The sequence below is a fragment of the Brevundimonas sp. genome (genome assembly GCF_965279155.1).
Lineage (GTDB): Bacteria > Pseudomonadota > Alphaproteobacteria > Caulobacterales > Caulobacteraceae > Brevundimonas.
In genome coordinates this window covers 1,668,343-1,694,155 of the sequence record NZ_OZ257138.1, presented here as the reverse complement: position 1 = coordinate 1,694,155, position 25,813 = coordinate 1,668,343, and the positions used below count along the sequence as shown (strand labels likewise).

Sequence of the window (25,813 nt, the reverse complement as noted above, 5' to 3'; positions counted from 1 at the left end):
CCACCCCGTCGCTGCGCGACGACCCTCCCCCGCAGGGGGAGGGAAAATGTGCTTACTTGCTCATCCAGGGGCGCGACTTGCCGGCGGCGATGCGGGCGTTCTGTTCGCGCTGGAAACGGCCGCCGCGTGGGGCTTTGGGGCGGCCGTCGAGCGCCGCGTTCTTCAGGCGCAGGGCGCGCTGGACAGAGGTTTCGCCGGGTATCTCTTCGTCAGAAATCGGGGCGGGGATCGGGGTGTCTTCGTCGCTCATGGCGGCATCCTAGCATGAAAAACGCCCGCCGGTCTGAACCGGCGGGCGTTTGATCTTCAGAGATCCGTCAGGATCAGGCGTCGGCCTTGACGCCCGCCTCGGCCAGCCATTCAACGATCTTGCCCTTGGGCATGGCGCCGACCTTCATCGAGGTCATCTGGCCGTCCTTGAACAGCATCAGGGTCGGGATACCCTTCACGCCCAGCTTGGACGGGGTCATGGGGCTGTCGTCGATATTGATTTTCGCCACGGTGACCTTGCCGCCCAGTTCGTCCGCGATCTGTTCCAGCGCCGGGCCGATCTGTTTGCAGGGGCCGCACCATTCGGCCCAGAAATCCACCAGGACGGGGGTGGACGACTTCAGGACGTCGGCGTCGAAGCTTTCGTCGGTGACTTTTACCGTCGCCATAAATGGCTCCTTGGGGCGCTAGCGCTCGGCCCGCGGGGCCTCGCTGCTTGAGCGCGAATGGGGGTTGGCCGGATGCGTCCGGGTTCGGTTGAAGATGTGGGAGCGAATCGCGGGCAATTCAACTGTTCGCCAATGCCGCGTCCAGCATCGCTTGCGGGATCGGCATCAGTTTCGGGCCGTCGGTCCAGACCAGGGCGGCCTCGACCGGGCGGTCGGGGTAGAGGCGTTTCAGCACCGCGACATAGACGGCGGCCTGAAGCACATAGGCGGGATCGACCCGGTCCAGGGCGTCGGGGGCGGGGCGGTTGGTCTTGTAGTCGATCACCAGCACCCGGTCGGGGGTGACCACCAGCCGGTCGATGCGGCCGTTGATCGCCACGCTGGGCGGGCCAGGCAGGGCGCCGGTCAGGGCCACCTCGGCGCGGGAGCCGGGACCGAAGACGGGGGCGAAGCGGGCGTCGTCCAGCACCGAGAATGCGGCGGCGATCATTTCGGCGCGCTGGGCCTCGTCCAGATCGGTCTCTCGCGCCAGCAGGCGGCGTGCGGCGTCGGGGCGGTCAGCGGGCGCGATCTCGGGCAGGCGCTCCAGCAGCCGGTGGATCAGGTCGCCGCGCCGGAACCGACCCAGCGACGCGCCCCCCGCCGCGCTGCGGGCCAGGGGCGAGGGGGCGGGGATACGGATCGAGCCCTCCATCCGCGACGGTGAGGCGAAGCGGGCGGTGGCGTCGGCCGGGGGCGGGGTAGCGGCCCAGGCGGGCAGGGCGTCGGCGGACCGGGTTTCGGCGACGGCGGCGGGGCGACGTTCGGGATCGACGCCGAAGCGGCGGACGCCGTTCTCGACCTCGCGCACCTGGTCGCTCAGCCTGTCGAAGGTCTCTTCGATCACCGACCACCAGCTGCCGGGCTCGGCGCCCCGGCTGGAGGCGCGGCCCATGACGATGACGCGGTCGCGGGCGCGGGTCAGGGCGACATAGAGCAGGCGCAGGGTCTCGTCGTCGGTGCGGGCCTGGCGCGCTGCGCGGGCGTCGGCGGAGGCGGGGCAGTCGTCCTTGGCCGAGCCGGGAGCCATGAGCCAGGCCTCGCCTTCGCCTTCCGGCGTGACCGCCGGCATCAGGGAGGGGCCTTGAGCCTTCGCCTTCATCGTGGTGTCGGGCAGGATGACGATGGGCGCTTCCAGCCCCTTGGCGCCGTGGACGGTCATGACGCGGACCTCGCCGCGCGCCCCTTCCAGCTCGCGCTTCACCTCGACGTCGGCGGCCTCCAGTTGGGCCAGGCAGGTCTCCAGATCGATCGCGCCCCGGTTCTCGGCCGCCAGGACCTGGTTCAGGGTCTCGTCGATAGCCTCTTCCGCCTCGCGGCCCAGCCGGGCCAGGATGCGGGCGCGGCCGGAGAGCCCTAAGTCGTCCACCCGGTTCAGGGCCTGGGAGAAGAAGGCGAAGGGATCGCCGCCCTGTGCATCGACGGCGGCCTGGAGCGCATCGCGGGCGCGGGTCCATTCGGGGCGTTCGTGCGCCCGGTCGCGCAGGTCGCGCCACAGCTGGCCGGACTTGCGGTTCTCGCGGCCGGCGAGGGCGTAGAGGCCGTCCTCGTCCACGTCGCACAGGGGGCTGCGCAGCACCTCGGCTAACGACAGGTCGTCGTCGGGAAAGAGAGCGAAACGGGCCAGGGCGATCAGATCGTCGAAAACGATGTGGCTGGACAGTTTCAGCCGGTCGGCCCCGGCGACGGGCACGCCCTCGGTCTTCAGTGCGCGAATGATCTCTTCGAAGGTGGCGTCGCGGCGGCGGACCAGGACGATGTAGTCGCCGTATCCGGCTGGGCGCAGGTCGCGCGTGCGGCTGTCGAAGACGGCGAGCCCGCTTTCGACCTGGCGGCGGATTTCGCGGGCCAGGTCGCGGGCCAGGCGTTTTCGGGCGCTGCCGACGCTTTCCTGATCGACCGGATCGTCCCAGGCGTCGGTCTCGGGCGCGGGCTCGTCGAGGAACAGGGGCCACAGGTCGATGGCGCCGTGCTGGCCGATGCGGGCGGGGATGTGGCGGGCGATGTCGCCTTGCGGGCCGGTCAGCGCGCGGGTGCGGTCGGGGTCGGCGAAGACGGCGTCGACGAAGGCCAGCACCTCCTCGGTCGAGCGATAGGAGGTGTTCAACTCGGGCCCGGCGAAGGGTTCGCCGGCGCCCTCGGCCAGGGCCAGGAAGGCGCCGCGTTCCTGACGCAGCCGTTCGGGCCGGGCGCCCTGGAAGGAATAGATCGACTGTTTCTCGTCGCCGACGGCGAAGACGGTGCGGCCGGATTTCTCGCCGGAATAGAACTCGCCGGTCAGGGCGCGGACGATGGCCCATTGTTCGGGGGCGGTGTCCTGGGCCTCGTCGATCAGGACGTGATCGACCCCGCCGTCCAGCTTGTACAACACCCAGGCGGCCGCCCCGCTTTCGGTCAGCAGGGCGGCGGCGCGGGCCACCAGGTCGGGGAAGTCGAGCGCGCCCTTTGCCCGTTTGGCGTTTTCGTAGAAGGCGGCGTGGGCGCGGGCCAGGGTCAGGACCTTGACCGTGTCGTCGGCGATCCGCGCCTTGCGCAGGGCCTCGCGCGTCGCGAGGAATTGGGCCTGGAGATCGACCAGCCAGCCGACCGCCCCCTGCGGCGCCGACTTGGTGCCCATGCTCTTTCGGGGCTCGCCTGCCTGGGTGCAGAAGACCCCGGCTAGGGCCGCGAAGCCGGCGTAGGGGGGCGCGGCGACGCTCATGGCGTCGGCGATCTTGCGGTCGTTGGTCGAGCCGGTCTCCATGGCTTCGGCCATACGGTTCCATTCGGCGGGATCGATCCAGGCGACGAAGTCCTGTTCCAATTCTTCGGGACTGCGGCCCGCCTCGGCGCCGGTCAGGGACCAGGGATCGGGCGCGGTTCCGGCCTCCGCGCGATCCACATAGTCCAGCAGATCGGCGCGCCTGGCCTCGATCATCGACAGCAGGGCCTGGAACCGCTGCCAGTCCAGCTCGACGGCGAAATGGCTGTAGGCCAAGCCGATGGGACCGTCGGGATCGGCGACGGCGGCGCGGGCCAGGTCCTCGCGCGCGGAATGGCTGAGGGCGGTCGCGGCCTGGTCTTCCAGCACGGTGAAGCGGGGCGAGACCCCGGCCTCAAGCGGGAAGCGACGCAGCAGTTTTTCGCAGAAGGCGTGGATGGTCTGAATCTTCAGCCCGCCGGGCGTTTCCAGCGCGCGGGCGAACAGCTTGCGGGCGCGCGACAGGGCGGCATGATCCATTGCCTGCGGGTCGCCGTCGTCCAGCCGGGCCAGTTCGCGCGACAGGGCGGCGTCGTCCAGCACGGCCCAGCCGCCCAGCTGGTCGAACAGTCGGGCCTGCATCTCGGCGGCGGCGGCCTTGGTGTAGGTGACGCACAGGATGGCGCCGGGATCGACCTGATCCAGCAGCAGACGCGCCACCCGGTTGACCAGGGTCGTGGTCTTGCCCGAGCCGGCGTTGGCGGTGACGAAGACGGTCAGGCGGGGATCGGCGGCGACGATCTGAGGGGAGGGTGAGGTCATTCGCCGTCGTCCCCGTCGCCGATCACCGACCATTCCCAGACGCGGGCCAGATGGTCGTAGTTACCGCCCTGGTTGCCCATGAACTGGGGCGCGGCCCAGGAGACGTAAGGGGTGTTCTCGTCGTCGAAACGGGCCACGCGGCGCTTCAGCCCGTCCAGCGCCGCCTGGGCCAGGTCGGCGGCGTCGGCGCCCGAGGCGCGGGTGATGACCTCGCCCGCCGTCTTGCGGCCGACCACGCGGACATAGGTCAGTTCGTCGGGCGTGACCGCGCCGTTGGTGCGTTCGAACCCGCCGTCGGCCAGGATGGCGGCGGTCAGGGTCAGTTGCGGGGCGAAGCCGGACTTGACCTGTTTGGCGGAGGGGGCCGCGCCGGTCTTGAAGTCCATCACCGCCGCCCCGTCGGAGGCCAGCTCGATACGGTCGGCGAAGGCCTTGACCGTGAAGGGGCCGGCGGGGGCGTCGAAGGTCATGGTTCCCTGCTGTTCGACCAGGATGTCGATGCCGCGCGCACGACGGCGGCGCTCGAAGTCGGTCAGCCAGCGGGCGGCGTTGCGGGCCAGGGGGGCTTCGCGCGCCATGGCCGCGTCCTCGAAGCCGCGCGCGCCCAGTTCGCGCAGCAGATGGCCATGCAACAGGGTCTCGGCGTCGTCGGGCAGGACGTCGGGCCAGTCCAGCGTCAGCCGCTCGACGGCGGCGTGGACGGCGTTGCCACGGGCGAGCGCTTCGGCAGAAGCGCCGGGACGGTCCATCGCCTCAAGCCCCAGCACCCACAGGGCGTAGATGGCGTAGGGGTCGCGCACCCAGCGTTCGATCCGGGTGACATAGAGGCTGCGCGGGCGGCGATGCACCGGCGGACGCGGCTCGGGTCGTTTGGCGAAGCGCGGCGGGCCGGGCGGGGGGGCGTCCAGGGCGCGGGCCCAGTCGAGGACGGCGGCCGGCCGGGCGATGGCGACGGGCGTGTCCTTGGCGTCGGCGCCGCGCGTCAGCATCTCCAGCCGCCACAGCCAGCGCGAACGCACGGCAGGCTGGCCGCCGCGCCGGTCGCTGTGGATCAGGATGACCTCGTCGGCGCAGGCGGCCTGGACGAAATCCTGGGCCGTCTGGCCCAGGCGGCGTTCGGGCGGGGGCAGGCCCAGCGCTTTTCGCATCGGTCGCGACAGGAAGGGGTCGGTCGGCGCCGCCTGGGGCCAGACGCCCTCCTCTAAGCCCGCCAGGATCATCCGGTCGGCGCGCACCAGCCGCGCTTCGATGGCGCCGAGAATGCGCAGCGACGGATGGGTCGCTCCGCCGGTTCGCACGACGTTTTCCTTGACCAGAGACGTGACCAGTTCAGCCAGTTCGGCGCGGCGGATACGGCCCAGGGACGCGCCGCCCTCGATCAGGCCGGACAGAAGGGCGGCTGCGGCCTCGCCGTCGGGACCGGCCCAGGCGTTCTGGCCCGCCAGGGTCTCTATTAGCCGGGTCAGGGCCGAGGCGGCGAAGTTCAGATCGGCGTCGGGTGTGAAGGCGGCGGTCGCGGCCTCGACGGCGGTTTGCAGATGATCGACCAGCCGGGTCGCGGCCGACAGTCGGGCCTGTTTCCATTCGGGCGGCGCCTTGCCGCGCCGATCGGGCTGGACCGCCTCCAGCAGGCGGCGATGGATGGCGGCGAAGTCTCGCGGGCGGGGACCGCGCAGGGCGTGCTCCTCCAGCGCCGCGACGGCCGCCGCCTGGGACGCCTCGCCCAGATCGAACCGGCCCAGCGGATGTTTGACCACGGCCAGCAGCAGATGGGGCTGGACCGGATCGGCGATCCAGCGGGCGCAGAGATCGACCAGGGCGCCGGCGGGCAGGCGCGACAGCGGGGCGCCGGCCGACGAATCCGGGATGACGCCCCAGCGTTCCAGCCGGGCCGCGACACGGCGACCCAGGGCCTGGTCCGGCGTGACGAGGGCGCAGGTCTTACCGGGGGTTTCCAGCGTCTCGCGCATCATCAGGGCGATGGCGGCGGCGGCCTCTTCCTCGGCGCGGACGGTCAACAGGGACAGGCCTTGCAGGCCCTCGGCGATGGGGTCACGGGCTTCACCCCGCGCGACGGCGGCCGAGCGAAGGTCACGGATGGCGCGGCGCCAGTCGTCGGTGGCCTCGGCGGGGCGCAGGGCTTCGTTGACCAGCCGCTGACGGGCCAGGCCTTGCGCCGAGGCGGCGGGGCTGACGGCTGGGCGGAACCAGGGGCGGACGGCTTCGCGGGGGATGTCGCAGCGGTCCAGCAGCCGTTTCATCGCGCTCTGCGGATGCTGTTCGTCCAACTGGTCCCAGACCTGGGCGTCCAGATCGAGGTCGAGGCCGGGCAGGACGACGCAGCCCAGCGGGGCGCTGGCCACGGCCTTCAGCACGTCGCCGGCGGCGGGGACGGTGCCGGTCGAACCGGCGGCGATGACGGCCTGGGTCGGGGGCGTATGGTCCCACAGTTCGGCGAGACGGCGCAGCAGAGTGGCGCGGCGCCACGCCGGATCGACCAAGCCCAGTTCGGCGAGGCGTTTGGGCCAGGCGGTGACGGCGAGACCCAGGAACTCGGCTGACCGTTCCCAGTGCTCGGCCATTTCGCCGTCCACCAGTGTGGCGATACGTTCGGGATTGGGGATTTCTTCCAGCTGGCAGGAATCGAGGAAGCCGCCCAGGGCATCGGCTAAGTCCAGGGCGCGCATCGGCGTCAGGCTATTGTCGAACTGTTCGACGATCATCCGCGCCATCTCGAACCGGCGGGTCAGGGCGGGGATGGCGGGCGGCAGATCCAGGCCCAGGGCGCCCGGGGTGAAGGGCGGCTCGTCCTCCTCCAGGTCGCCCAGCGGCCGGACCTGGGGCAGCAGGATCGGTCGGTCGCCCGACAGTTTCGACAGGGCGCCGGTGAAGGCGCGCGCCGCCCGGCGGTTGGGCAGCAGGATGGTGGCGTCGGACAGGGTCTCGGGCGGCAGGTCTCCCAGCCAGGCCAGGGCGCCGGCGGCCAAGTCTTCAAGGAAGGGCCGGTGCGCGGGGATGGCGTACCAGCGGGGCGTGTCCCCCAGGAATGGGTTGAAGGCGCTCACGCGTCTCCCGCCAGTTTCGTCTCGGCCTGGTCCCGCGCCTGGGGGTCGCCGACGTGCATCCAGTCGCCGTCGAGGACGCAACCGAACAGACGGCCCTGGGCGGCGGACTTGCGCCACAGGGGGCTGAGGGAGAAGGGGCCTTCGCAGCCGTTGTCGGCATAGCCGGGCCGGGTGATGTGGACGCCCATGTAGGCGTAAGGAGCGGAAGCGGCCGCGCCGCGGAAGGCCAGGCCGCCCCCCTCTCCAGAAATGGCATCACGCAGGAAGAAATCGCCGTCGCCCTCGAACCCGATGGAGCCTTCGCGACGGGCCAGCAGCAGGGCGGCGTCCATCGTCTCGGGGTTCCACAGGCGGACCAGGTCGCCCAACGCATCGCTCCGGTCGATCCAGACGCTGTCGATATTGGCGACGAAGACGGGATCGTCGCCCAGCAGAGGGTGGGCCTTCTTCAGCCCGCCGCCGGTTTCCAGCAGTTCGGCGCGTTCGTCGGAGATGACGATTTCGGGGCCGCGTCCGCGCGCGGCCAGATGGCTTTCCAGCCGGTCGGCGAACCAGTGGACATTGACCACCGCCTTTTCGACGCCGGCGTCCGCCAGTCGGTCCAGCACATGGTCGATCAGGGCGCGGCCCTGGACCTCGACCAAGGCCTTGGGCCGGTCGTCGGTGAGGGGACGCATCCGGGTGCCCAGGCCGGCGGCGAGGACCATCGCCGTCTTGGGGGCGGTCTTGTTGGTCATGCGCGCACCTCGGCCGGGACGTAACGGTCGAACCAGCGGGCGACGGGCGCCAGGGCCGGCTGTTCCAGATTGGCGTTCAGATGCCGCCACATGCGGGGCAGAAATTGGCGGTAGCGCGGCTTGCCGTCGCGGGCGATCAGCCGGGCGAAGATGCCGATGATGCGCGCCTCGTTCAGGGCGGCGAGGCCTGAGTAGTCGACCATGAAGGCGGCGCGATCCACGCCGGGGCGCAGGGCGAAATAGCGATCCAGAGCCTGGGCCTCCAGCGCCGGCGACACGTCACGGCGGGCGTCCTGCAAAAGGGAATGCAGGTCCCACGACGGGTGGGCGCGCACCGCGTCCTGGAAGTCGATCATGCCGACGCGCGCGGCGCCGTCGCGCTCTGGCAGCCAGATCAGGTTTTCGGCGTGATAGTCGCGGTGGGCCATGACTGAGGCCCCGGCCGCGCCCGAGGCGACCAGGGGCGCCCAGGCCGCGCGCCAGTCGGCGATGGCGGCGGCGTCGAAGCTTACGCGATCGTCCAGCTTCGGCAGCCATTCGACGAACAGATCGGCCCCGCCCTGAAGCGCGGTCTCGTCATAGGTCAGCAGCGGCCAGTCGCCGCCGGGGCCGTGCAGGGTCTGCGGCGGGGTTCCGGCGTCGTGCAGGGTCGCCAGGGCCTCGATGGCGGCCAGATAAAGCGGCGTCTCGTCGGCGCCGTCTTCGATCACCCGGGCGAACAGGGCGTCGCCGAAATCCTCCAGCACGGCCAAACCATTGGCGGCGTCCAGCGCCGGGATTTCGGGGGCGGACAGGCCCAGCGACTTCAGATGGGCGGCGACGGCGGCGAAGGCCTCGATCCGGCCGGCGGACAGGCGGGCGACGGCGTTCCACCCGGCGGCGTGACGCTGCTGCGGCGTCCATGCGGGATCGCAGGGCGGACTTTCGGCGGCGGGCGCCTGGTCCATCAGCATCAGGGTCGGGCCGTTGGCCGGAGTCAGCCGCTCGTAGCGCCGCGTCGAGGCGTCGCCGGGCAAGGGCGCGCGCACGGCGTCGGCCAGGCCGGCGGCCTTCAGGAAGTCGAGACGGAGGGGTTCGCGATCAGACATGCAGTTCCTTCAGCCCCGTTTCCCATCGGCCTACGCCGGAAACGGTCGCAAGGCGGCCGTCGCCCTGTTCGGAAATTTCGATGATCAGTTGATCCGGCCCCAGGAACCGGCCGGGCTCGTCGCCAAGACGCTCGGGCCATTCGATCACGGCGCACCCCTCGTCCAGCGCCTCGTCCAGGCCGATCTCGAAGGCTTCTTCCGGCCGGGTCAGGCGATAGAGGTCGAAATGGGCGACGGGCGGATCGGACTCGTAGAACTGGACCAGGGTGAAGGTCGGCGACGGCACGTCCTCGTCCGCCGTGGTCAGGGCGCGGATCAGGCCGCGCGCCAGGGTGGACTTGCCCATGCCCAGCGGCCCGTACAGCAGGACGCTGTCGCCTGGCGCGAGCAGGGGGGCGATGGTTTGGCCAAGGGCGGTGGTGGCCTCGGCGTCGGGCAGTTCGATCTTCATGCGAACACCGCGTCGGCATCGGCGGCCAGGGTGCGTTCGGTGAAATGTTTCAGCGCCATGGTGGCCTTGGCGGCGTCCACGTCCAGCCGGTCGGCGGGGATGGGCAGGCCGACATCGACGCCGAACGGCTTGCCCGCCTTGTTCAGCAGTTCATGGAACAGGGTCACGTCGCGCAGCTCCTGCGAGACCTTGTCGAACAGGTGGAACAGGCGGCTGTAGGGGCCGGTGACGTGGATGGGGATCACCGGCGCATCGTATTTGCGCGCCATCGAGGCGGCGGTCGGCGCCCATTCGGGATCGGTCAGGACGCCGTTCCTCTCGCGCGCCAGACGACCGGCCGGGAACATGACGACGCAGCGTTCGGCCTCGAACGCTTCTTTCGCGGCGGTCAGGGTGGCGCGGGTCTTTTCGCGGGTGCGTTTGTCGGTGACCCATTCGACGGGGATGATGGTCTCGTCCAGCCGGGGCGAGACGCGGATGGCGTCGGCGTTGGCGAAGAAGATCATGTCGCTGCGTCGCTGCTTGATCGCATCGAACACGGCGACTCCGTCGGCGATGCCGGTGGGGTGGTTGCACACGACGATGCAGCGGCCGGTCGCGGGCAGGCGGTCGAGGTTGGTCGTCGTCACCTTCAGCTTCAGCAGGTCCGAGACGTAGTCGAAGGTCTCAGTCCCCGACAGCGGCTGGATGGCGTCGGCCATCCGCACCGCCGACCCATAGCCCAGCATGCCATAAAGGGCTGGCCGCACCACGGGCCACAGGGGCGAGGCGGTCAGGCGCGGCGCGCGTTCGGCGATCAGCACATCGACGATGTGCGGCTGGCGTCGGGCAGGGAGCGGGGCTGAATTCATGGAAGTCCGCTTGTCGCCGGTTCGGCGGGACGGGGCAAGATGCGCGACGTCTTGAGGCGCGACGGCTTGGGCGCTTGGCGATGCGGCGGGCGGCCCCTATCAAGGTCGGAAAACCTGTGGGGAGTTGAGACATGACGCGTTCACGCTGGATGGCGGCCGCCGCCTTCGGAACCCTGATGCTGGCCGCCGCGCCTGCGTTCGCTCAGCAGGCGGGGCCTGCGCCGGTCGAAGCGGCAGCGCCCGCTTCGCGCGGCCTGTCGCTGAAGGATCTGGCGATGATGGAGCGGGTCAGCGAGCCGCGCGTCTCGCCGGACGGCCGCCAGATCGTCTACGCCGTGCGCACCACCGACTGGGACGGCAACAAGGGCGTCAACGGCCTGTGGCTGACGGACGTCGCGGGTGGAGAGCCGCGCAGGCTGGCGATCTCCGAAGGCGGCGCCGCGGGCGCGCGCTGGGCGCCGGACGGCGGAGCCATCTATTTCCTGTCGTCGCGGGGCGGATCGAACCAGGTCTGGCGCACGGATGCGGCCGGGATGGCGGCGGCCCAGGTGACGACCCTGCCGTTCGACGTGTCGGGTTTCCGCATCGCGCCGGACGGCAAGTCGCTGGTGCTGGCGGTCTCGGTTTTCGTCGATTGCGACACCCTGGCTTGCACCAAGACGCGGCTGGATGAGCGGGGCAAGTCGACGATCCAGTCCTATGACCGGCTGCCGCTGCGCGACTTCGATCACTGGGTCGATACGCGCCGCACCCATCTGTTCGTCCAGCCGCTGAACGGCTCGGGTCTGGGGGGCGGAGAGCCGCGTGACCTGCTGGCGGGCCTGGACGCCGACGTGTCGGCCGGCGATTCCAGTTTCGACATTTCGCCGGACGGGCGGACCCTGGTTTACGGCACACAGACGCAAGGAGCGGGCGAGCCTTTCACCAGCAACAGCGACGTGTTTCGTGTCGCGCTCGACGGCGGCGCGCCGGTCAACCTGACCGAGGCGAACAAGGGCCCGGACGGCAATCCCGTCTTCTCGCCGAACGGCCGTCAGCTGGCCTGGCTGTCGGCCCCACGCGAGAATGTCGGCGGGGATCAGGCGGCGGTCTGGGTGGCAAACGCCGACGGTTCGGGCGCCCGGAAGCTGACCGACTGGGATCGCGGCGCGGGCGGCCTGCAATGGCGCACCGACGGTCGCTCGCTGCTGGTCTCGGCGGCGGACGAGGGGCAGAACCGGCTGTTCTCGGTCGATGCGCGCAACGGTCGCGTCACGCCCCTGACCGGGACCGGCACGGTCGGGTCCTATGAAGAGGTCGCGGGCGTCCTGGCCTATGCCCACGAAAGCTTCGTCGCCCCGGCGCAGATCTTCGTCCATGCCAACGGCGAACCGCGCCAGATCAGCCGCCAGAACGCCGAGGTGCTGGCGCAACTGGACCTGCCCAAGGGCGAGGCCTTCACCTTCGCCGGCTGGAACGATGAGCCGGTGCAGGGCTGGGTGTTCAAGCCGGCCGGGGCGGTAGAGGGGCGGCGCTATCCGGCCGTCTATCTGATCCATGGCGGGCCGAAATCGCCCTGGACCGAGAGTTTCTCCTACCGCTGGAACCCCCAGACCTATACGGCCGCCGGCTATGCGGTGGTGATGATCAACTTCCACGGCTCGCCCGGTTACGGCCAGGCCTTCACCGACGCCATCAACGACCACTGGGGCGACCGGCCGCTGGAGGATCTGGAAAAGGGCTGGACGGCGGCGCTGGCGAGCAATCCGTGGATCGACGGCGACCGGGCCTGCGCCCTGGGCGCCTCCTACGGCGGCTATATGGTCAATATGATCGCCGGCAAGTGGAACGGGCCGTGGCGCTGCCTGGTCAACCACGCCGGGGTGTTCGACGTGCCCCAGCTGATGAACGCCATGGATATCGGCAACTTCATTTGGGAGTTCGGCGGGCCGAGCTGGGAGCGCAAGGCGGTGTACGACGCCTTCAACCCGGAGACGTTTGTGGGCGACTGGAACAAGCCGATGCTGGTGCTGCACGGGTCGAAAGACTTCCGCGTGCCGATGGAACAGGGACTGGCGACCTTCTCGGCCTTGCAGCGTCAGGGCGTGCCCAGCCGCTTCGTCCATGTGCCGGACGAGAACCACTGGGTGCTGAAGCCCCGCACATGGGTCGACTGGCAGCAGGAGATTTTGGACTGGGTCGGCCGTTATACGGCGGCGCAGTAGGTCACCAGAAAGGTCACCAGATCCGGGCCACCCCGAAACTGTCGAACAGGCGCTCGTTGGACACGAGCGTCAGTTCGTTCAGCAGGCCCTGGGCGATCAGCAGCCGGTCGAATGGGTCGCGATGATCGCCTTCCATGCGGCCGGCGAGGGCGGCTTCATCCATCGATATGGACAGGGCGCGGAATCCCATGCGCTCTATCTCTGACGAAAAGTCGCGAGCGAGGCCCTCTGCCTGGGGGAGTTTCCCGATACGATGCTTGATCGTGACCTCGATCGCGGAAACGGCGCTGACGAAAATGACGTTGGCGCGGTTTTCAAGCACGGCTCGGGCGCTGGGCGGTAGACGTTCGTCTCCGAAGGCCCACCACAGCAAGGCATGCGTATCCAGCAGCCAGCTCAATCGCCATGCCCTTCCCAAAGACGGAGTTCTTCTTCGGGCAGCGGATCAAAGAACGATTCATCGAAGGCGCCTTGCCCCTTCAGCAGCCCGAATTGTCGCTTCGGCGTTTCGGAGGGCTTGAGCAGTTCGAACGGCACGATCCGCACGGCCGGCTTGTCGCCGCGGGCGATGACGACCTCTTCGCCGCGTTCGGCGGCGGCGATCAGTTTGGACAGGTGGGTCTTGGCGTGGTGGACGGTGACGGTGGTCATGTCGCGCTCCTTGGACCCACTATCTTAGCTAAGCCAGTCGTTCGCGGCAACTTCCGCCCGGCGAACGGCGGTGCTACGCCTTGCCGCAGCAAGATTTCCGAGGAAGAGCTTGATGCGTCACCGTTCCCTTCTGTCCGCCGCCTGCGCGGCTGTCGCTCTGATGAGCGCCGTTCCGGCCCTGGCCCAGGTTCCGCCCGCTCCGGTTCCCGCCGCGCCTGCGACGCCTGACGCCTTTACCTATCAGGACATGATCACCGCCAACCGGCTGGGCGACCCGCAGGTGTCGCCGGACGGTCGCTATGTCGTCTATTCGGTCACGACCACGGACGTGGACGCCAACAGCCGCGCCGGCAGTCTGTGGATCCTGGACCTGACCACGCCGGACACGGCGCCGCGTCGCCTGGCCATCTCGGACCAGGGCGCCAACACCGCGCGCTGGGGCGGGGACGGCAATCTGTATTTCCTGTCGGGCAAGTCGGGCGCGAGCCAGGTCTGGCGCGTTGCCTCGCCCACGTCGGCGCCGGTGCAGGTGACCAACCTGCCGACCGACGTGAACGCCTATCGGATCAGCCCGACGGGCGACAAGGTGGCGGTGTCGCTGGCCGTCTATCCGAACGCGGCCGACCTGAACGCCTCGGTCGAACAGGGCAAGGCTATCGCCGATCAGAAGACGACGGGCCAGGTCTATGACCGCATGTTCGTGCGTCACTGGGACACCTGGAACGACCACACCCAGAACCACCTGTTCGTCCAGTCCATCGGCCGCGACGGCAAGGCGACGGGAACGCCTTCCTGGATCACCAAGGGCTTCGACGGCGACACGCCCTCCAAGCCGTTCGGCGATGAGAGCGAGTTCGTCTTCACGCCGGCGGGCGACGCCGTGGTCTTCTCGGCGCGTCTGGCGGGTCAGACCGAGCCATGGAGCACCAACTTCGACCTGTGGAAGACCAACGGCCTGACCGGCGACGGCACCTTCACCAACCTGACCGACGACAACGACGCCTGGGACACCGGCCCGGTCTTCTCGCCGGACGGACGGACCCTGGCCTATCGCGCCATGGCGCGGCCGGGCTTCGAGGCGGATCGCTATCAGATCGTGCTGATGGATGTCGAAACCGGCCAGAAGCGCGAGATCGCCTCGAACTGGGACCGGTCGGCCGACACCTTGCAATGGTCGCGTGACGGCCAGACGCTGTACACCACGGCGGGCGACGTCGGTTCGACCAAGCTGTTTTCGGTGGATACGCGCAACGGCGTGGTGACGCCGATCACTGGCGCGGGCCACGTCTCGGCCTTCCAGCAGACGCCGTCGGGCTTTGTCCTGGCTCAGGACAGTCTGAAGGCCCCCAGCGACCTCTATTTCAAGACCTTCCTGGGGCGCGAAATGCCGTTGCGCCTGACCAACGCCAACCCGGCCTTCGACGCCAAACAATTCGGCGAGTATGAGCAGTTCAGCTTCCCCGGCTGGAACAACGAGACGGTGCACGGCTATGTCATCAAGCCGGTCGGCTATGTCGAAGGTCAGAAATATCCGGTCGCCTTCCTGATCCACGGCGGGCCGCAGGGCTCGTTCGGCGACGGCTGGTCCTATCGCTGGAACCCCGAGACATACGCCGGCGCGGGCTATGCGGTGGTGATGATCGATTTCCACGGCTCGACCGGATACGGCCAGGCCTTCACCGATGCGATCAGCCAGCACTGGGGCGATCGCCCGCTGGAAGACCTGCAGAAGGGCTGGGCGGCGGCGCAGCAGAAATACAACTTCCTGGACGGCGACAACGCCTGCGCGCTCGGCGCCTCCTACGGCGGCTATATGATCAACTGGATCGCCGGCAACTGGTCGAACGAGTTCAAGTGCCTGGTCAACCACGACGGCGTCTTCGACACCTTCGGCATGGGCTATTCCAGCGAAGAGCTGTGGTTCACGGAATGGGAATATGGCGGCACGCCGTGGTCCAATCCCGAGGGCTATCAGAAGTTCAACCCGGCCAACCATGTCGAGAATTGGAAGACGCCGATGCTGGTCGTCCAGGGCGATCTCGACTTCCGCATTCCGACGGCCCAGGGCCTGTCGACATATACGGCGCTGCAACGTCGCGGCATCGACAGTCGCCTGATCGTCTTCCCCAACGAGAACCACTGGGTGCTGAAGCCGGCCAACAGCCTGCAATGGCACAACGAGGTATTCGGCTGGCTGAACAAATATCTGACGCCGGCGCAGTAAGCCGCGTCAGCTTGAAATGACAAAAGGGGCGCGGTCGTCAGACCGCGCCCCTTTTTCATGCGTCGGGCCGCAGGATCAGAGTGAGGCGCGGATCTGGGGCGCGCCGGCCAGGCGGTCATACTGGTGCGCGGTCATGCAGCGCGGGGCGGCCCAGCGCTGGCCCGATTGGCGGGCGGCGACCGCCTGTTGTGCGGTGACGAAGGTGGGGGTCACGCCGTTGTCGCGCTGATAGGCGAGGCGCGAGGCCGCATCGGTTCCACAGACCATGACGGACTGGAGCACGGCGGCGCGTTCGGCGCGCGGCGTCGAACTCTGGGCCAGGCTAGGCGACGCGGCGGCCACCAGGGCGGCGACGATCAGGGCAGGGGTGAGAAAACGGGTCAACGGGTCATCCTCCATGGCCTGAATTAAGATCAGGACTCTGATGAAATATGCGCCGATATTTCTGTTTGTAAAGAATATGCGACAAGTTCACGTCAAATAGACGACGATCAACGATAGGTTGACGTTGCGGCGCCAAACCGGGGCTGATGCGTTCCCTCTGGCTGACGGAGACGAGCGATTGTCGAACCCACGGAATTGGCGGACTTTTCGGGCTGACGTGCATCAAAGGGCGCTGGTTCCAGCAGGCGTGCGCCTGCGGTCCTGGCGCGACTGGGTTCGCGACAACGACCCCGTCTATGCGGCGGCGCGGCGGCCCGGATCAGCGGAAAAATGGGCGGCCGGGGTCGTGCTGGTCCTCGTCGCCGTGGTGGTGTTGTTCCTGGCCCTGTTCGACTGGAACATGCTGCGCGGGCCGATCGGCCGCTGGGCCTCGGTCAAATACGATCGCCAGATCGCCCTGACGGGAGATCTGGACGTGAACCTGTTCAGCTGGACGCCGTCCGCCGTCGTGCGAGGGCTGAAGATCGGCGGGCCGGACTGGGCGCGGGATCGCGACACGGCCGACGTCGACGAGGTCCGCGCCTCGGTCAGGCTCAGGAAACTGCTGGCCGGCCAGATCGAGATGCCGCTGCTCAGCTTCACCCGGCCCAGGGTGGTGCTGATCTCGGCAAAGGACGGCCGAAAGAGCTGGGAGCTGAACCCGAACAAACCCGACACCGGCGAGGGTCTGAAACTGCCGGTGATCCAGCAACTGATCATCACCGACGGCCAGCTGTCCTTCGACGAACAGCGGCGCGGCCTGACGCTGCAGGCCGCTGTCAACGCGCGAGAGGCGGCCCGCGGCGCGGCCGGCTTCGTGCTGGACGGACGCGGCGATGTCAGGGGATCGCCGCTGACGCTGAAGATCGAGGGCGGGCCCTTCATGAACATTCGGCGCGATCGACCCTATCGGTTCGAGGCGAACGTGACCGGGGTGGGTTCGTCGCTGAACGCCAAGGGGGCGATCACGCGGCCGTTCGACCTGGGCCGGTTCGATGCGACCCTGACGATGCAGGGGCGCAATATGTCGGACCTCTATCTGCTGACCGGGGTGACGCTACCCAACACGCCGCCCTATCGGCTGTCGGGCGCGCTGAACCGCAACGAGCGGATCTGGACCTTCAAGGATTTCGACGGGCGCGTCGGCGCGTCCGACCTGTCGGGCGAGGTGCGGGTCAATTCCGCCCAGCGCCTGAGGGTGGATGCGCAACTGACCTCACGCCGGCTGGATATCGACGACCTGGCCGCCGTGCTGGGCGCGCGCGTCCGGACCAATGCGGCCGGCACCGACACCGAGGCGCCGGTCGTGGTCGGCGGCAAGCTTCTGCCGGACGCCAAGCTTCAGACCGAACGCCTGCGCACCATGGACGGTACCCTGACCTACCGTGCGACGGCCGTGAAGGCGAACGAGTTCGATGTGCGGGCCGTGAACTTGGGCGCTGACCTGAAGGACGGCATCCTGAAGCTCGACCCGATCAGCTTCAACTTCAACCGGGGCGAGATGAACGGCACGGCGCGGATCAATGCGACCAAGGCTACGCCCTACAGCACCGTCGATCTGCGGCTGGCCGGCTATCCGCTGGAATCGATCATTCCGGCGCGCAACGGCTCGGCTCCCTTGAGCGGTCGTGCTCTGGGTCGAGCCAGGCTGGAAGGGCCAGGCGCCTCGATCCATGATTTCGCGGGGGCGTCGAAAGGCTCGCTCAGCCTGGTGGTGCCGAACGGTCAGATGCGGGCGGCCTTCGCCGAACTGCTGGGTATCAACGCCAGCGCGGGTCTGCTGAAACTGCTCAGTGGCGATCAATCCGAAAGCCAGATCCGCTGCGCCGTCGCCGACTTCAGCGTCAGCGGGGGCACGGCGACCGCGCGCACCTTCGTCATCGACACGGATGTGGTCCTGGCCCAGGGCAAGGGCACGATCGACCTGGGGGCCGAGACGATGAACCTGCGCATCGAGGGCGAGTCCAAGAAGCCGCGCTTGCTGCGTCTGTGGGCGCCCATCACCGTCTCCGGCGCTCTGACGGCGCCCAAGGTCGGGGTCGATCTGGGCGATGTGGTGTCGCAGGGCGGGCTGGCGGGACTGCTGGGCGCGGTGGTGGCGCCGGTGACGGCCCTGTTCGCCTTCGTCGATCCGGGCCTGGCCGAGGACGCTGACTGCGGTCGACTGATTGCCAACGCCAGGTGACATGCCGCGCGGTAATCATCGGGGTGACGAAGACCGAATCGGCGGCGCGAACGTATTGACCGCGATGGAACCTTACGCATGACCCGCCGTGGCCTGTTCGCGCCCGCCCTGGGGCTTCTCGCCGCCGCCTGTTCGCCGCTGGGCCTGCTCAACACCCTGGGGCCGAGAGATGGCGGGGTGCGCCGCGTCGCGCGCGACATCGCCTATGGCGCCGACCCGCGCCAGCAGATGGACCTCTACGCCCCGACCGCGCCGGGACCCTATCCGACCCTGGTCTTCTTCTATGGCGGCGGCTGGGATTCAGGCTCGCGCAGCCAGTACGGCTGGGCCGCGCAGGCGCTGGCGGCGCGCGGGTTCGTCGTGGCCCTGCCGGACTACCGCGTCGTGCCCCAGGTCATCTTCCCGGCCTTCATCGAGGACGCCGCCGCCGCCACGGCCAAGGCGGCGGAAGTGGCGGCTCAGTATGGCGGCGACCCCGCGCGGCTGGGCGTGCTGGGCCATTCGGCGGGCGCGCACCTGGCGATGATGATCGCCCTGGACCGGCGCTATATGGCCGCCGTCGGTCGGCCCGACCTGATCAAGGCGGCGGCGGGTCTGGCGGGCCCTTACGACTTCCTGCCGTTCGACGTGGCGGCGTCACGGAACGCCTTCGGCCGCGCGCCGGACCCCACCCTGACTCAGCCCGTCGCCTTCGTGCGTGCCGACGCCCCGCCCATCTGGCTGGGCCACGGCACGGCCGACACGGTGGTCCACGACGAGGACACGATCATTCTGGACGAACGGATGCGGGCGGCGGGCGGCCGGTCCGAGGCCAAACTCTATCCGGGCCTGGACCACGCGGACCTGATCGCGACCCTCTCGCCCCTGTTCCGCAAGAAGGCTACGGTCCTGGCCGACGTCACGGGCTTCTTCCACCGCGAGCTGGGTTGATCAGATTTTAGAGAAGGGTGGCGGCCCGCCCAGTCACGGGATCGGTCAGGGACGCAATCACCTCCATGTCGAAAGCGTCCTCGGCCTCGACCTCGTCTGTGAAAGATCGAGGCTGGTTCTGGCGAAGGGTTAAAAGCCGCCAGGACAACTGAACGACCTGTCGTCGCGCCATTTGCTCGATGTGTTGAAGTCGCACGCCCGCGAGCGATCTGACGTGGGTCTTCCGTGTCGCCATGATTCACTCCTTCCTGGCGGAAAGGTGCATGGCCCGCGGCGCTTGTGGCGTCACTGCCGATGTGTCGCAGGCCGTTAGCTACGATTTCACTTGCCAGGCGAATAATCTTCTGCCGCAATCCTTGCGGGAGGTTAGCTCCCTTGGAGGATGACGTGATTAAAAAGCTCGCCTTTATTAGCGCAATCGTTTTCTCAGCTGCGGCGGCAGTAGCCACCGCTCAGCCCGCCTCGACAGCGGGAAGCTTCGACGTCCAACGCTCTGCATATGCAGGTGCGAACCTTCGAACCGACCCAGAGCAGTGCTTCCTAAGAGCGGGATGCGTCTACAGTGATCTGACCGGATGGTATTGTCCCAACCCGAAGGCCTATGCACTTTGCGATGTCGGCTGATAGCTAGCCGCAGGCCGTCATCCCTCGGAGTGGCGGCCTTTCGTCGTTTCTCGTCCTGGCCATAGACCGGCTGCGGCGGCGGTCGCCGTTTCCCCATCTCAACCCACCAGCCCAGAGCCGCCAACTTCTCCCGCTCGGCGGTGCTGTAGGTCCACCACGCCTCATCCCGCTCGTTGATCTTATCAAGCCTGCGAGTCCAGATGCTGCTGCGGTCCACGAACCTAGCCCGGCCGGGGGCAGCCGGGGCGCCGATTGGCGAGGGTGAAGCCCCCGTCCTTGGCCTGCTCAATCGCCTAGAGGTCAACAGAGCCGCCGTGGCTAGTCGGAGTGACTTCGCATTGCATTGAACCTTCGCGCCCCGCTTAATCAGAGCGTCGATGGTTTCGCGCGCCATCGCGCCTGGAAGCGGCCCAACCCCATCGCCAAGGCCTGGCCCACCAGCCGGTCGTTCTCTGCTTTCGAGACGTAGCGAGCGTTCGACCCCGGCGCGGGCGTCTCCGGGAGGCTGGCGTGCGGCGCCGGATGGCCGGCGTCCAGCTCTGTGATCAGTTGCAGGCGCTCGGAGAGCCGTAGGAGTTAGACATCCTGTCCTCCGTCGCGCCACCGACTGGACTGGAGACATATCGCCGGGGGAGCGTCAGGTGAACAGGCTGTGCCGCCACTGTGACGACGCGTCCGCGTTTCGTGTCGGAAGTCGCCGGGAGGTCGCGGATCGCGAACCTCCCGAACCCAGGCGGAAAGCCTGAAAAAGCTTGGTGCGGGCGGCCGGGGTCGAACCGGCACTCCTTTCGGAACAGGATTTTGAATCCAGCGCGTCTACCAATTCCACCACGCCCGCAGAGGCCGCCTCATGCCACAGAGACGTGAGGCGGGTCCAGAGGCCTTGTCACTGCATGATGAAGTTGACGCGGAACGCCATCATGCGCGGGGCCGTCGGCTGGTCGCCGTCATAGGCGACGGTGGCGTCGCGGGCGGCCTTGAGGACGGCTTCGCCGAACCGGCCGTCGCCCGGATGTTCGGTCTCGATCACACAGTCGCGCAGAGTGCCGTCCGGCTGGGCGACGCAGGTGGTGACGGCGAAGCCTTCGGCGTAGCGGCTTCTGAAAGGATAGGTCGGACGGATGCGGCGTTCCCAGCGCATGCCGACCTGAAGGCCATCCTCGGCGATGGCGTCCAGCTCCAGGTCGCGCGGATCCACCAGTGGTCGATCACAGGCGCTCAGGGTCTGGTCGATGGCCGAGCCCGAGGCGGGCAGTTCCAGGTCGTAGCGCAGATTTTGTGCCGGACCGGCGCCGCCAGGCACGACGATCTGAAGGCGTCCGCCCTGACGGAGCTCGCGCGCGAACGGCGCAGGGAAATCCGCCACGACCGCCGTGCGGTCCGTGGTCACGTTCCAACGCCACTCCGACCCCTCCTCGTCGCGGAAGGTCAGCCCGAGGGCGCGCGTCTTGGTGCGACGGGGCGTTTCGGGAAGGCCGACCAGAAGCGCCGAATAGCCGCCGTTCACGCAGCGTGTGGCGATGGACAGGCCGGCCGTGGTGGTGACGTAGGCGATGGTCGTCTTCTTGGCCTCGTCCTTGACCAGATCCCAGTCGGCTTCCGCCGGAGCGTCCTGAGCCAGAGCGCCGCCGGCGCAAAGGAAGCCGGCGACGGCCGCGCCGATTGGGGCGCCCAGCCTCACGCCGCGACCTTCACATGCCCGTCCGTGCCGCCGGCCTGGATGCGGCGGGCGCGGATGTACATTTCCACGCGCTGCATGACGATCAGGCCCATGGCGAAGACCAGGAAGGCGTCGGTCACGGCCATGGCGTTCAGATGCCATTCGGCGGCGTGGCTTTCGATCAGGTCGCGCAACAGCGACCGGCCCGCGAACAGCACGACCAGCAGGATCAGGCCCAGAGGCGAGGCCTGGGCCATCAGGGAGCCGTCCGGCTCCTTTTCGATGGTGACGGTCTTGCCGCGATACCAGCCGGCGACGCCGCCCAGCACGCCGCCGATGGCCAGCACCGCCCAGGCGTCGGGGCCGAACGGGGCGTGGGCCATGTGGGGGTTCTGCGCCGTGCCCCATAGGCCCAGGCCGATCAGCGGCAGGACGATGGCCGGCATGATCCACAGCAGATGCGGCTTCAGCACCCGCTTCCTGCGGTTCTTCAGCAGCACGACCACCAGCATGATCGGGATCATAAGCAGCGGGATCAGTTTTTCAGGCGGCACGTCGTCTCTCCCCATGACTTGATCCGGCCTCCCCCGAGGCCGGCGTGATTAACCTAATGCCGTCATGCGTCGCTGGAAAGCGGGGCGACGGTCTGTTCGATGGCGCCGAAGATGGAGTGGTGACGGTCGTCCAGCATTTCGATCCGCACCGTGTCGCCGTGCTTGAGGAAGGGGGTCTCGGCGGCGCCGCGCAGGATGGTCTCGACCGTGCGGACCTCGGCGATGCAGCTGTAGCCCAGGCCGCCTTCGGACACCGGCTTTCCGGGGCCGCCGTCGGCGTCCTTGTTCGACACCGTGCCCGAGCCGATGATCGTCCCGGCCGACAGGGACCGGGTCTTGGCCAGGTGGGCGATCAGGGTTCCGAAGTCGAAGGTCATGTCGACGCCCGCGTCGGCCTTGCCGAAGTCCTGGCCGTTCAGCTGGACGTTCAGCGCGCCATGCAGCTTGCCGTCCTGCCACCGCTCGCCCAGGGCCTGCGGCGTGACCAGGACGGGCGACAGGGCGCTGGCGGGCTTGGACTGGACGAAGCCGAAACCCTTGGCCAGTTCGGCGGGGATCAGGTTGCGCAAGGAGACGTCGTTGACCAGGCCGACCAGGCGGATGGCCTCAAGCGCCTGTTCGCGTGTCGCGCCCTGAGGCACGTCGCCGACGACCACGACGATCTCGGCCTCCAGGTCGCAGCCCCAGGCCTCGTCGGCCAGGGGGATGGCGTCGCGGGGGCTGAGGAAGCTGTCGGAGCCGCCCTGATACATCAGCGGATCGGTCCAGAAGGTCTGGGGCATTTCGGCGCCGCGCGCCTTACGCACCAGCTCGACGTGGTTCACGTATGCAGAGCCGTCCGCCCATTGATAGGCGCGGGGTAGGGGCGAAGCGGCCTCGTGTTCGCGGAAGCGACCGCGCGGCACGCCCTCGTGCTCCAGGCTTTCGGCCAGAGCCTCCAGCCGGGGACCGCACTGGTCCCAATCATCCAGCGCCGCCTGCAGGGTGGGGGCGATCAGGAAGGCGTCCGTGAACCAGTTCAGGTCCTGCGAGACGACGACGAGGCGGCCATCGCGGCCGTGCTTGAGCGAGGCGAGTTTCATGCGTTAGGCCTAGACCGAAATCGGGGGATTGGAAACCGAGCGCCGATCACACGCGCTTACCCGTTCGGCGTCAACAGGGCGCGGGCCTCGGCGCCGGTATGGGCGGCTGCGTCGCGCACCTCGACCTCGACGATGACGCCGCCCTTGGGTTCGACGGCCCACAGGTAGCGGCGCTCGACCTCGACCGTGCGGCCGGACGGGGCGAAGCCTTCGTAGCTGTCGCCCCAGGGGATGATCTTCTTCAGCTCGACGAAGGGCATGGCGCAGGCGGCGTCCAGCTCCTCCTGGGCCATCAGGGTCAGTTCATCGTCGGGTGCAGGCATGGGCTCGGTCTGGAAAAAGAGAGTCTGAAACGTCTGAATCGTCTGAAATCAGTTTTCGTCGGCATAGATGGCGACGCGGGCCGGGGCGGTCGAGGAGACGGCGCCGCGATACATGCCCGAGGTGGACATGGCGAAGGCGGGGGCGCCGTCCGTGGTCATGACGATGACGCCGCCCAGACCGCCGAGGGCTTTCGCCTGTTCGATCTCGGCCTGGGCTGCCGTGGCGGCGGCCGTCGCGCCGCCGATCCGCGCGCAGATGTCGCGGGCCACGGTGGCGCGGATGAAATATTCGCCGTCGCCGGTCGCCGAGACGGCGCAGCCGTCGGCGTTGGAGGCGTAGGTGCCCGCGCCGATGACCGGCACGTCGCCGACCCGGCCCCAGCGTTTGGCGGTCATGCCGCCGGTGGAGGTGGCGGCGGCCAGGCGTCCCTGGCTGTCCAGGGCCACGGCGCCGACCGTGCCAAACTTCTTCTCGTTCAGGGGCGGGGCGATTTCAGCGCCCTGGTCGCCCGAGACCGTTGGGGGCGCGGGCGCGCCGACGGGGCGTTCGGGGACGGGCTGGCGGGCCTCGGTCAGGGCCTTGGTCAAACCCTGCCAGCGGCGCTCGGTGAAGAACCAGGACGGATCGACCTGTTCCAGCCCGACCGAGGCGGCGAAGGCGTCGGCGCCGGGGCCGATCAGCATGACGTGGGGCGAGCGCTCCATCACCGCACGGGCGGCGGCGATGGGATGGCGGGTCGCAGTCAGCCCCGCGACGGCGCCGGCGGTCAGGTCCGAACCGTTCATGACGGCGGCGTCCAGCTCGTTCCGTCCTGCCGCCGTGAAGACGGCGCCGCGCCCGGCGTTGAACAGGGGATCGTCCTCCATGACCTCGACGGCGGCCTGGACCGCGTCCAGCGCCGAGCCGCCCTGCGTCAGGACGGCCGAACCGGCGTCCAGCGCGCGTTGCAACGACGCGCGATAGGCGGCGTCCTGCTCCGGCGTCAGGCTGGACCGCTCGATCACGCCCGCGCCGCCGTGGATGGCCAGGGACCAGCGGGGCGCCGCGTCCTGGGCGTGGGCCGAGGAAAAACACAGTGCAAAGAGTGCAATCAGTCCGAAATAGACGGTGCGCATCGTGAACCCCCTCCGGGCGCCGAAAAACAGGGTGCAATGTGTGCACTTTCCTCGGAGACGCCGGTCGGCGGCAGTTTAACGCAGCGCGTGGGCCTGTCAGGTCGATTGGCTGAAGAAAATTGGAAGTGTCGAAAAATCAGAGTGTTGACCTTCGCCGATATGACGCCCGCAGGGTGAAAGGGAGTACGCCGCCCGAACGTGTCTGCGTGAGGCCATGCTCGATACAGCACTGGCTTGCTGTGATCTCTGCTCGCTTCGGCACAGGCGGGTGTTCGTGATGTGCTGTTTGGCAGTCTGAACGCGCAGGCCCGCTTTCAGATTGACTGCTTACGTCGCAAACCGACCCGTTGCAGACCTTCCACACGCTATGCGGCGAAGACCTCTATCCCAATCAGGCACCCGTTTTTGTCGAAGTCTAAGCTCAGATCGACGCCATTGTAGCCGCGAATGATCTGATCGAGTGGCACAGATTCAGCGACGCACCCAACAGCGCCTCTCCCCGGATGGCCCGGCAAAGTGATGTAAGATTTGTTTGCCAAAGCGTCTCGTGTGAACTCTACCTCATACATCACGGTCATCCTCGTTGATGAGTCAGCTTAGGATTCAAAAGGTCCGCTTTCCACCCCTAGCCGCAGTTCGGTACGTCCGTTTTCGGCGCCGAATCCAAGGCTGTAAACGACCATTGCGGACAGTCGTGCTCATCAGCGTAACAGGGCCTGAACCCAACATCGCACTCGTCGCACGCGCGCCTAGGAGGTAATGGTCGCCTGGCGGCATTCCTCGTCACGGCTTCCCGGGCGACCGAACCGGATCTTCAGGTGAGTTGCCCCCATGAGCGCGGATTGGTTGGTCGAGTCGAAAGTCGGGATCGGGCGCCTGGAGTTCGGTCTTTCGCCGGATGAGGTGGCGGCATTGGCGGACGTCTACGGTTCGCCTGGCCCCTCATGAAACCTGTCGGCGCGGCTGACCTCGACGCCATGCTCCGCGACCTGCCTGCCATGGCAGAATATGTGTCAGAGGACGACATCGCCGCCCTGCGTCAGGCGATCGGGGAACAAGAAGACGTCGATCGGCAAAATCTGGAGATGAACGAGACGGCGGTCCTGCTTGAATACCGCAGTGGAGGTTTGGACGGCGTCACCGTCGAGGCGCGACACATCGAGACGCAGTTCGCGAACGCGCGCATCTTCTCCATGGCGGCGAGCGACGTGCTGCGGATTTGCCAGCGCGCCAATGGGGGACCGGGCCGTTATCGTTCCAACGAGGCGGCCTTCGACAATATCGCGGTGTCCCTCTACGCGTTCAGCCAGGTCTCTGAACGGGGCGAAGTTCAGGCTGCGACACGGAATGATCGGGACTTCCGCGCGCGTTCCCTAACCCTAAGATGCGAGCCCTACATGCCAGCGGACGAGTTGGATCAGTTCGTCAGCGCGTCTTTCGAATAG

21 protein-coding genes and 1 tRNA gene are annotated in these 25,813 nt (G+C 68.2%); 5 read left to right on the top strand and 17 right to left on the bottom strand.

The features are described 5' to 3' along the window. Positions 1 to 52: 52 nt before the first annotated feature. The 8 genes from ACQY72_RS08025 to ACQY72_RS07990 form a co-directional block, all read right to left on the bottom strand. On the bottom strand, positions 53 to 250 hold the full coding sequence (locus ACQY72_RS08025; protein WP_428152879.1) for a hypothetical protein: 198 nt from the start codon (positions 248 to 250) through the stop codon (positions 53 to 55). 73 nt (positions 251 to 323) lie between these two features. After that, complete coding sequence (gene trxA / locus ACQY72_RS08020; RefSeq protein ID WP_135193854.1) at positions 324 to 659, bottom strand: thioredoxin; 336 nt, start codon at positions 657 to 659, stop codon at positions 324 to 326. Positions 660 to 777: 118 nt separating this feature from the next. Continuing rightward, positions 778 to 4,200: a double-strand break repair helicase AddA gene (gene addA, locus ACQY72_RS08015; RefSeq protein WP_428152878.1), complete on the bottom strand. Its 3,423-nt coding sequence runs from the start codon at positions 4,198 to 4,200 to the stop codon at positions 778 to 780. Next, a complete protein-coding gene (gene addB, locus ACQY72_RS08010; protein WP_428152877.1) occupies positions 4,197 to 7,265 on the bottom strand; it encodes a double-strand break repair protein AddB in 3,069 nt (1,022 codons plus the stop codon). The genes addA and addB overlap by 4 nt, the downstream gene beginning before the upstream one ends. Beyond that, positions 7,262 to 7,972 (bottom strand): N-acetylmuramate alpha-1-phosphate uridylyltransferase MurU, encoded by a 711-nt coding sequence (gene murU, locus ACQY72_RS08005; protein WP_428156688.1) that lies wholly within the window; start codon positions 7,970 to 7,972, stop codon positions 7,262 to 7,264. Before murU ends, addB begins: the two co-directional genes overlap by 4 nt. A 26-nt stretch (positions 7,973 to 7,998) precedes the next feature. Further along, positions 7,999 to 9,090 (bottom strand): N-acetylmuramate/N-acetylglucosamine kinase AmgK, encoded by a 1,092-nt coding sequence (gene amgK / locus ACQY72_RS08000; RefSeq protein WP_428152876.1) that lies wholly within the window; start codon positions 9,088 to 9,090, stop codon positions 7,999 to 8,001. After that, positions 9,083 to 9,541 (bottom strand): tRNA (adenosine(37)-N6)-threonylcarbamoyltransferase complex ATPase subunit type 1 TsaE, encoded by a 459-nt coding sequence (gene tsaE / locus ACQY72_RS07995; protein ID WP_428152875.1) that lies wholly within the window; start codon positions 9,539 to 9,541, stop codon positions 9,083 to 9,085. The genes amgK and tsaE overlap by 8 nt, the downstream gene beginning before the upstream one ends. After that, positions 9,538 to 10,392: a GNAT family N-acetyltransferase gene (locus ACQY72_RS07990; RefSeq protein ID WP_428152874.1), complete on the bottom strand. Its 855-nt coding sequence runs from the start codon at positions 10,390 to 10,392 to the stop codon at positions 9,538 to 9,540. Before ACQY72_RS07990 ends, tsaE begins: the two co-directional genes overlap by 4 nt. A gap of 131 nt (positions 10,393 to 10,523) precedes the next feature. On the opposite strand from ACQY72_RS07990, the gene ACQY72_RS07985 reads away from it, so the two are divergent. Continuing rightward, positions 10,524 to 12,596 carry a prolyl oligopeptidase family serine peptidase gene (locus tag ACQY72_RS07985; protein ID WP_428152873.1) on the top strand — a complete coding sequence of 691 codons (2,073 nt, stop codon included), beginning with the start codon at positions 10,524 to 10,526 and terminating at the stop codon, positions 12,594 to 12,596. A gap of 13 nt (positions 12,597 to 12,609) precedes the next feature. Here the strand turns inward: ACQY72_RS07985 and ACQY72_RS07980 are convergent, their stop codons facing one another. Together ACQY72_RS07980 and ACQY72_RS07975 are read right to left on the bottom strand one after the other, a co-directional pair. Beyond that, the gene (locus ACQY72_RS07980) at positions 12,610 to 12,996 is read right to left on the bottom strand and encodes a type II toxin-antitoxin system VapC family toxin (RefSeq protein WP_428152871.1); all 387 of its coding nucleotides are present in this window, start codon (positions 12,994 to 12,996) and stop codon (positions 12,610 to 12,612) included. Further along, positions 12,993 to 13,247 (bottom strand): type II toxin-antitoxin system Phd/YefM family antitoxin, encoded by a 255-nt coding sequence (locus tag ACQY72_RS07975; RefSeq protein ID WP_428152869.1) that lies wholly within the window; start codon positions 13,245 to 13,247, stop codon positions 12,993 to 12,995. The genes ACQY72_RS07980 and ACQY72_RS07975 overlap by 4 nt, the downstream gene beginning before the upstream one ends. Before the next feature lie 112 nt (positions 13,248 to 13,359). Between ACQY72_RS07975 and ACQY72_RS07970 the strand changes: the two genes are divergently transcribed. Further along, complete coding sequence (locus tag ACQY72_RS07970) at positions 13,360 to 15,471, top strand: prolyl oligopeptidase family serine peptidase (RefSeq protein WP_428152868.1); 2,112 nt, start codon at positions 13,360 to 13,362, stop codon at positions 15,469 to 15,471. Positions 15,472 to 15,546: 75 nt separating this feature from the next. Here ACQY72_RS07970 and ACQY72_RS07965 read toward each other — a convergent pair whose 3' ends face one another. Next, positions 15,547 to 15,855, bottom strand: a complete 309-nt coding sequence (locus ACQY72_RS07965) for a hypothetical protein (protein ID WP_428152867.1) — start codon at positions 15,853 to 15,855, stop codon at positions 15,547 to 15,549. Between the two features lie 247 nt (positions 15,856 to 16,102). Between ACQY72_RS07965 and ACQY72_RS07960 the strand changes: the two genes are divergently transcribed. Continuing rightward, positions 16,103 to 18,079, top strand: a complete 1,977-nt coding sequence (locus tag ACQY72_RS07960) for an AsmA family protein (RefSeq protein ID WP_428152866.1) — start codon at positions 16,103 to 16,105, stop codon at positions 18,077 to 18,079. A gap of 78 nt (positions 18,080 to 18,157) precedes the next feature. Then, positions 18,158 to 19,009, top strand: coding sequence for an alpha/beta hydrolase (locus tag ACQY72_RS07955; RefSeq protein ID WP_428152864.1), 852 nt, complete (start codon positions 18,158 to 18,160; stop codon positions 19,007 to 19,009). A 1,377-nt stretch (positions 19,010 to 20,386) separates the two neighbouring features. Here the strand turns inward: ACQY72_RS07955 and ACQY72_RS07950 are convergent. The 6 genes from ACQY72_RS07950 to ACQY72_RS07925 form a co-directional block, all read right to left on the bottom strand. Continuing rightward, a tRNA-Leu gene (locus tag ACQY72_RS07950) sits at positions 20,387 to 20,471 on the bottom strand. 48 nt (positions 20,472 to 20,519) lie between these two features. Then, positions 20,520 to 21,314, bottom strand: a complete 795-nt coding sequence (locus ACQY72_RS07945) for a hypothetical protein (protein ID WP_428152863.1) — start codon at positions 21,312 to 21,314, stop codon at positions 20,520 to 20,522. Next, complete coding sequence (locus ACQY72_RS07940) at positions 21,311 to 21,862, bottom strand: DUF1453 domain-containing protein (RefSeq protein ID WP_428152862.1); 552 nt, start codon at positions 21,860 to 21,862, stop codon at positions 21,311 to 21,313. The genes ACQY72_RS07945 and ACQY72_RS07940 overlap by 4 nt, the downstream gene beginning before the upstream one ends. 47 nt (positions 21,863 to 21,909) lie before the next feature. Continuing rightward, positions 21,910 to 22,929, bottom strand: coding sequence for a fumarylacetoacetate hydrolase family protein (locus ACQY72_RS07935; RefSeq protein WP_428152861.1), 1,020 nt, complete (start codon positions 22,927 to 22,929; stop codon positions 21,910 to 21,912). 56 nt (positions 22,930 to 22,985) lie between these two features. Further along, a complete protein-coding gene (locus ACQY72_RS07930) occupies positions 22,986 to 23,252 on the bottom strand; it encodes a hypothetical protein (RefSeq protein WP_428152859.1) in 267 nt (88 codons plus the stop codon). 48 nt (positions 23,253 to 23,300) lie between these two features. Continuing rightward, positions 23,301 to 24,368: an isoaspartyl peptidase/L-asparaginase family protein gene (locus tag ACQY72_RS07925; protein ID WP_428152858.1), complete on the bottom strand. Its 1,068-nt coding sequence runs from the start codon at positions 24,366 to 24,368 to the stop codon at positions 23,301 to 23,303. A gap of 944 nt (positions 24,369 to 25,312) precedes the next feature. Here ACQY72_RS07925 and ACQY72_RS07920 point away from each other — a divergent pair. Beyond that, positions 25,313 to 25,813: a hypothetical protein gene (locus tag ACQY72_RS07920; RefSeq protein ID WP_428152857.1), complete on the top strand. Its 501-nt coding sequence runs from the start codon at positions 25,313 to 25,315 to the stop codon at positions 25,811 to 25,813.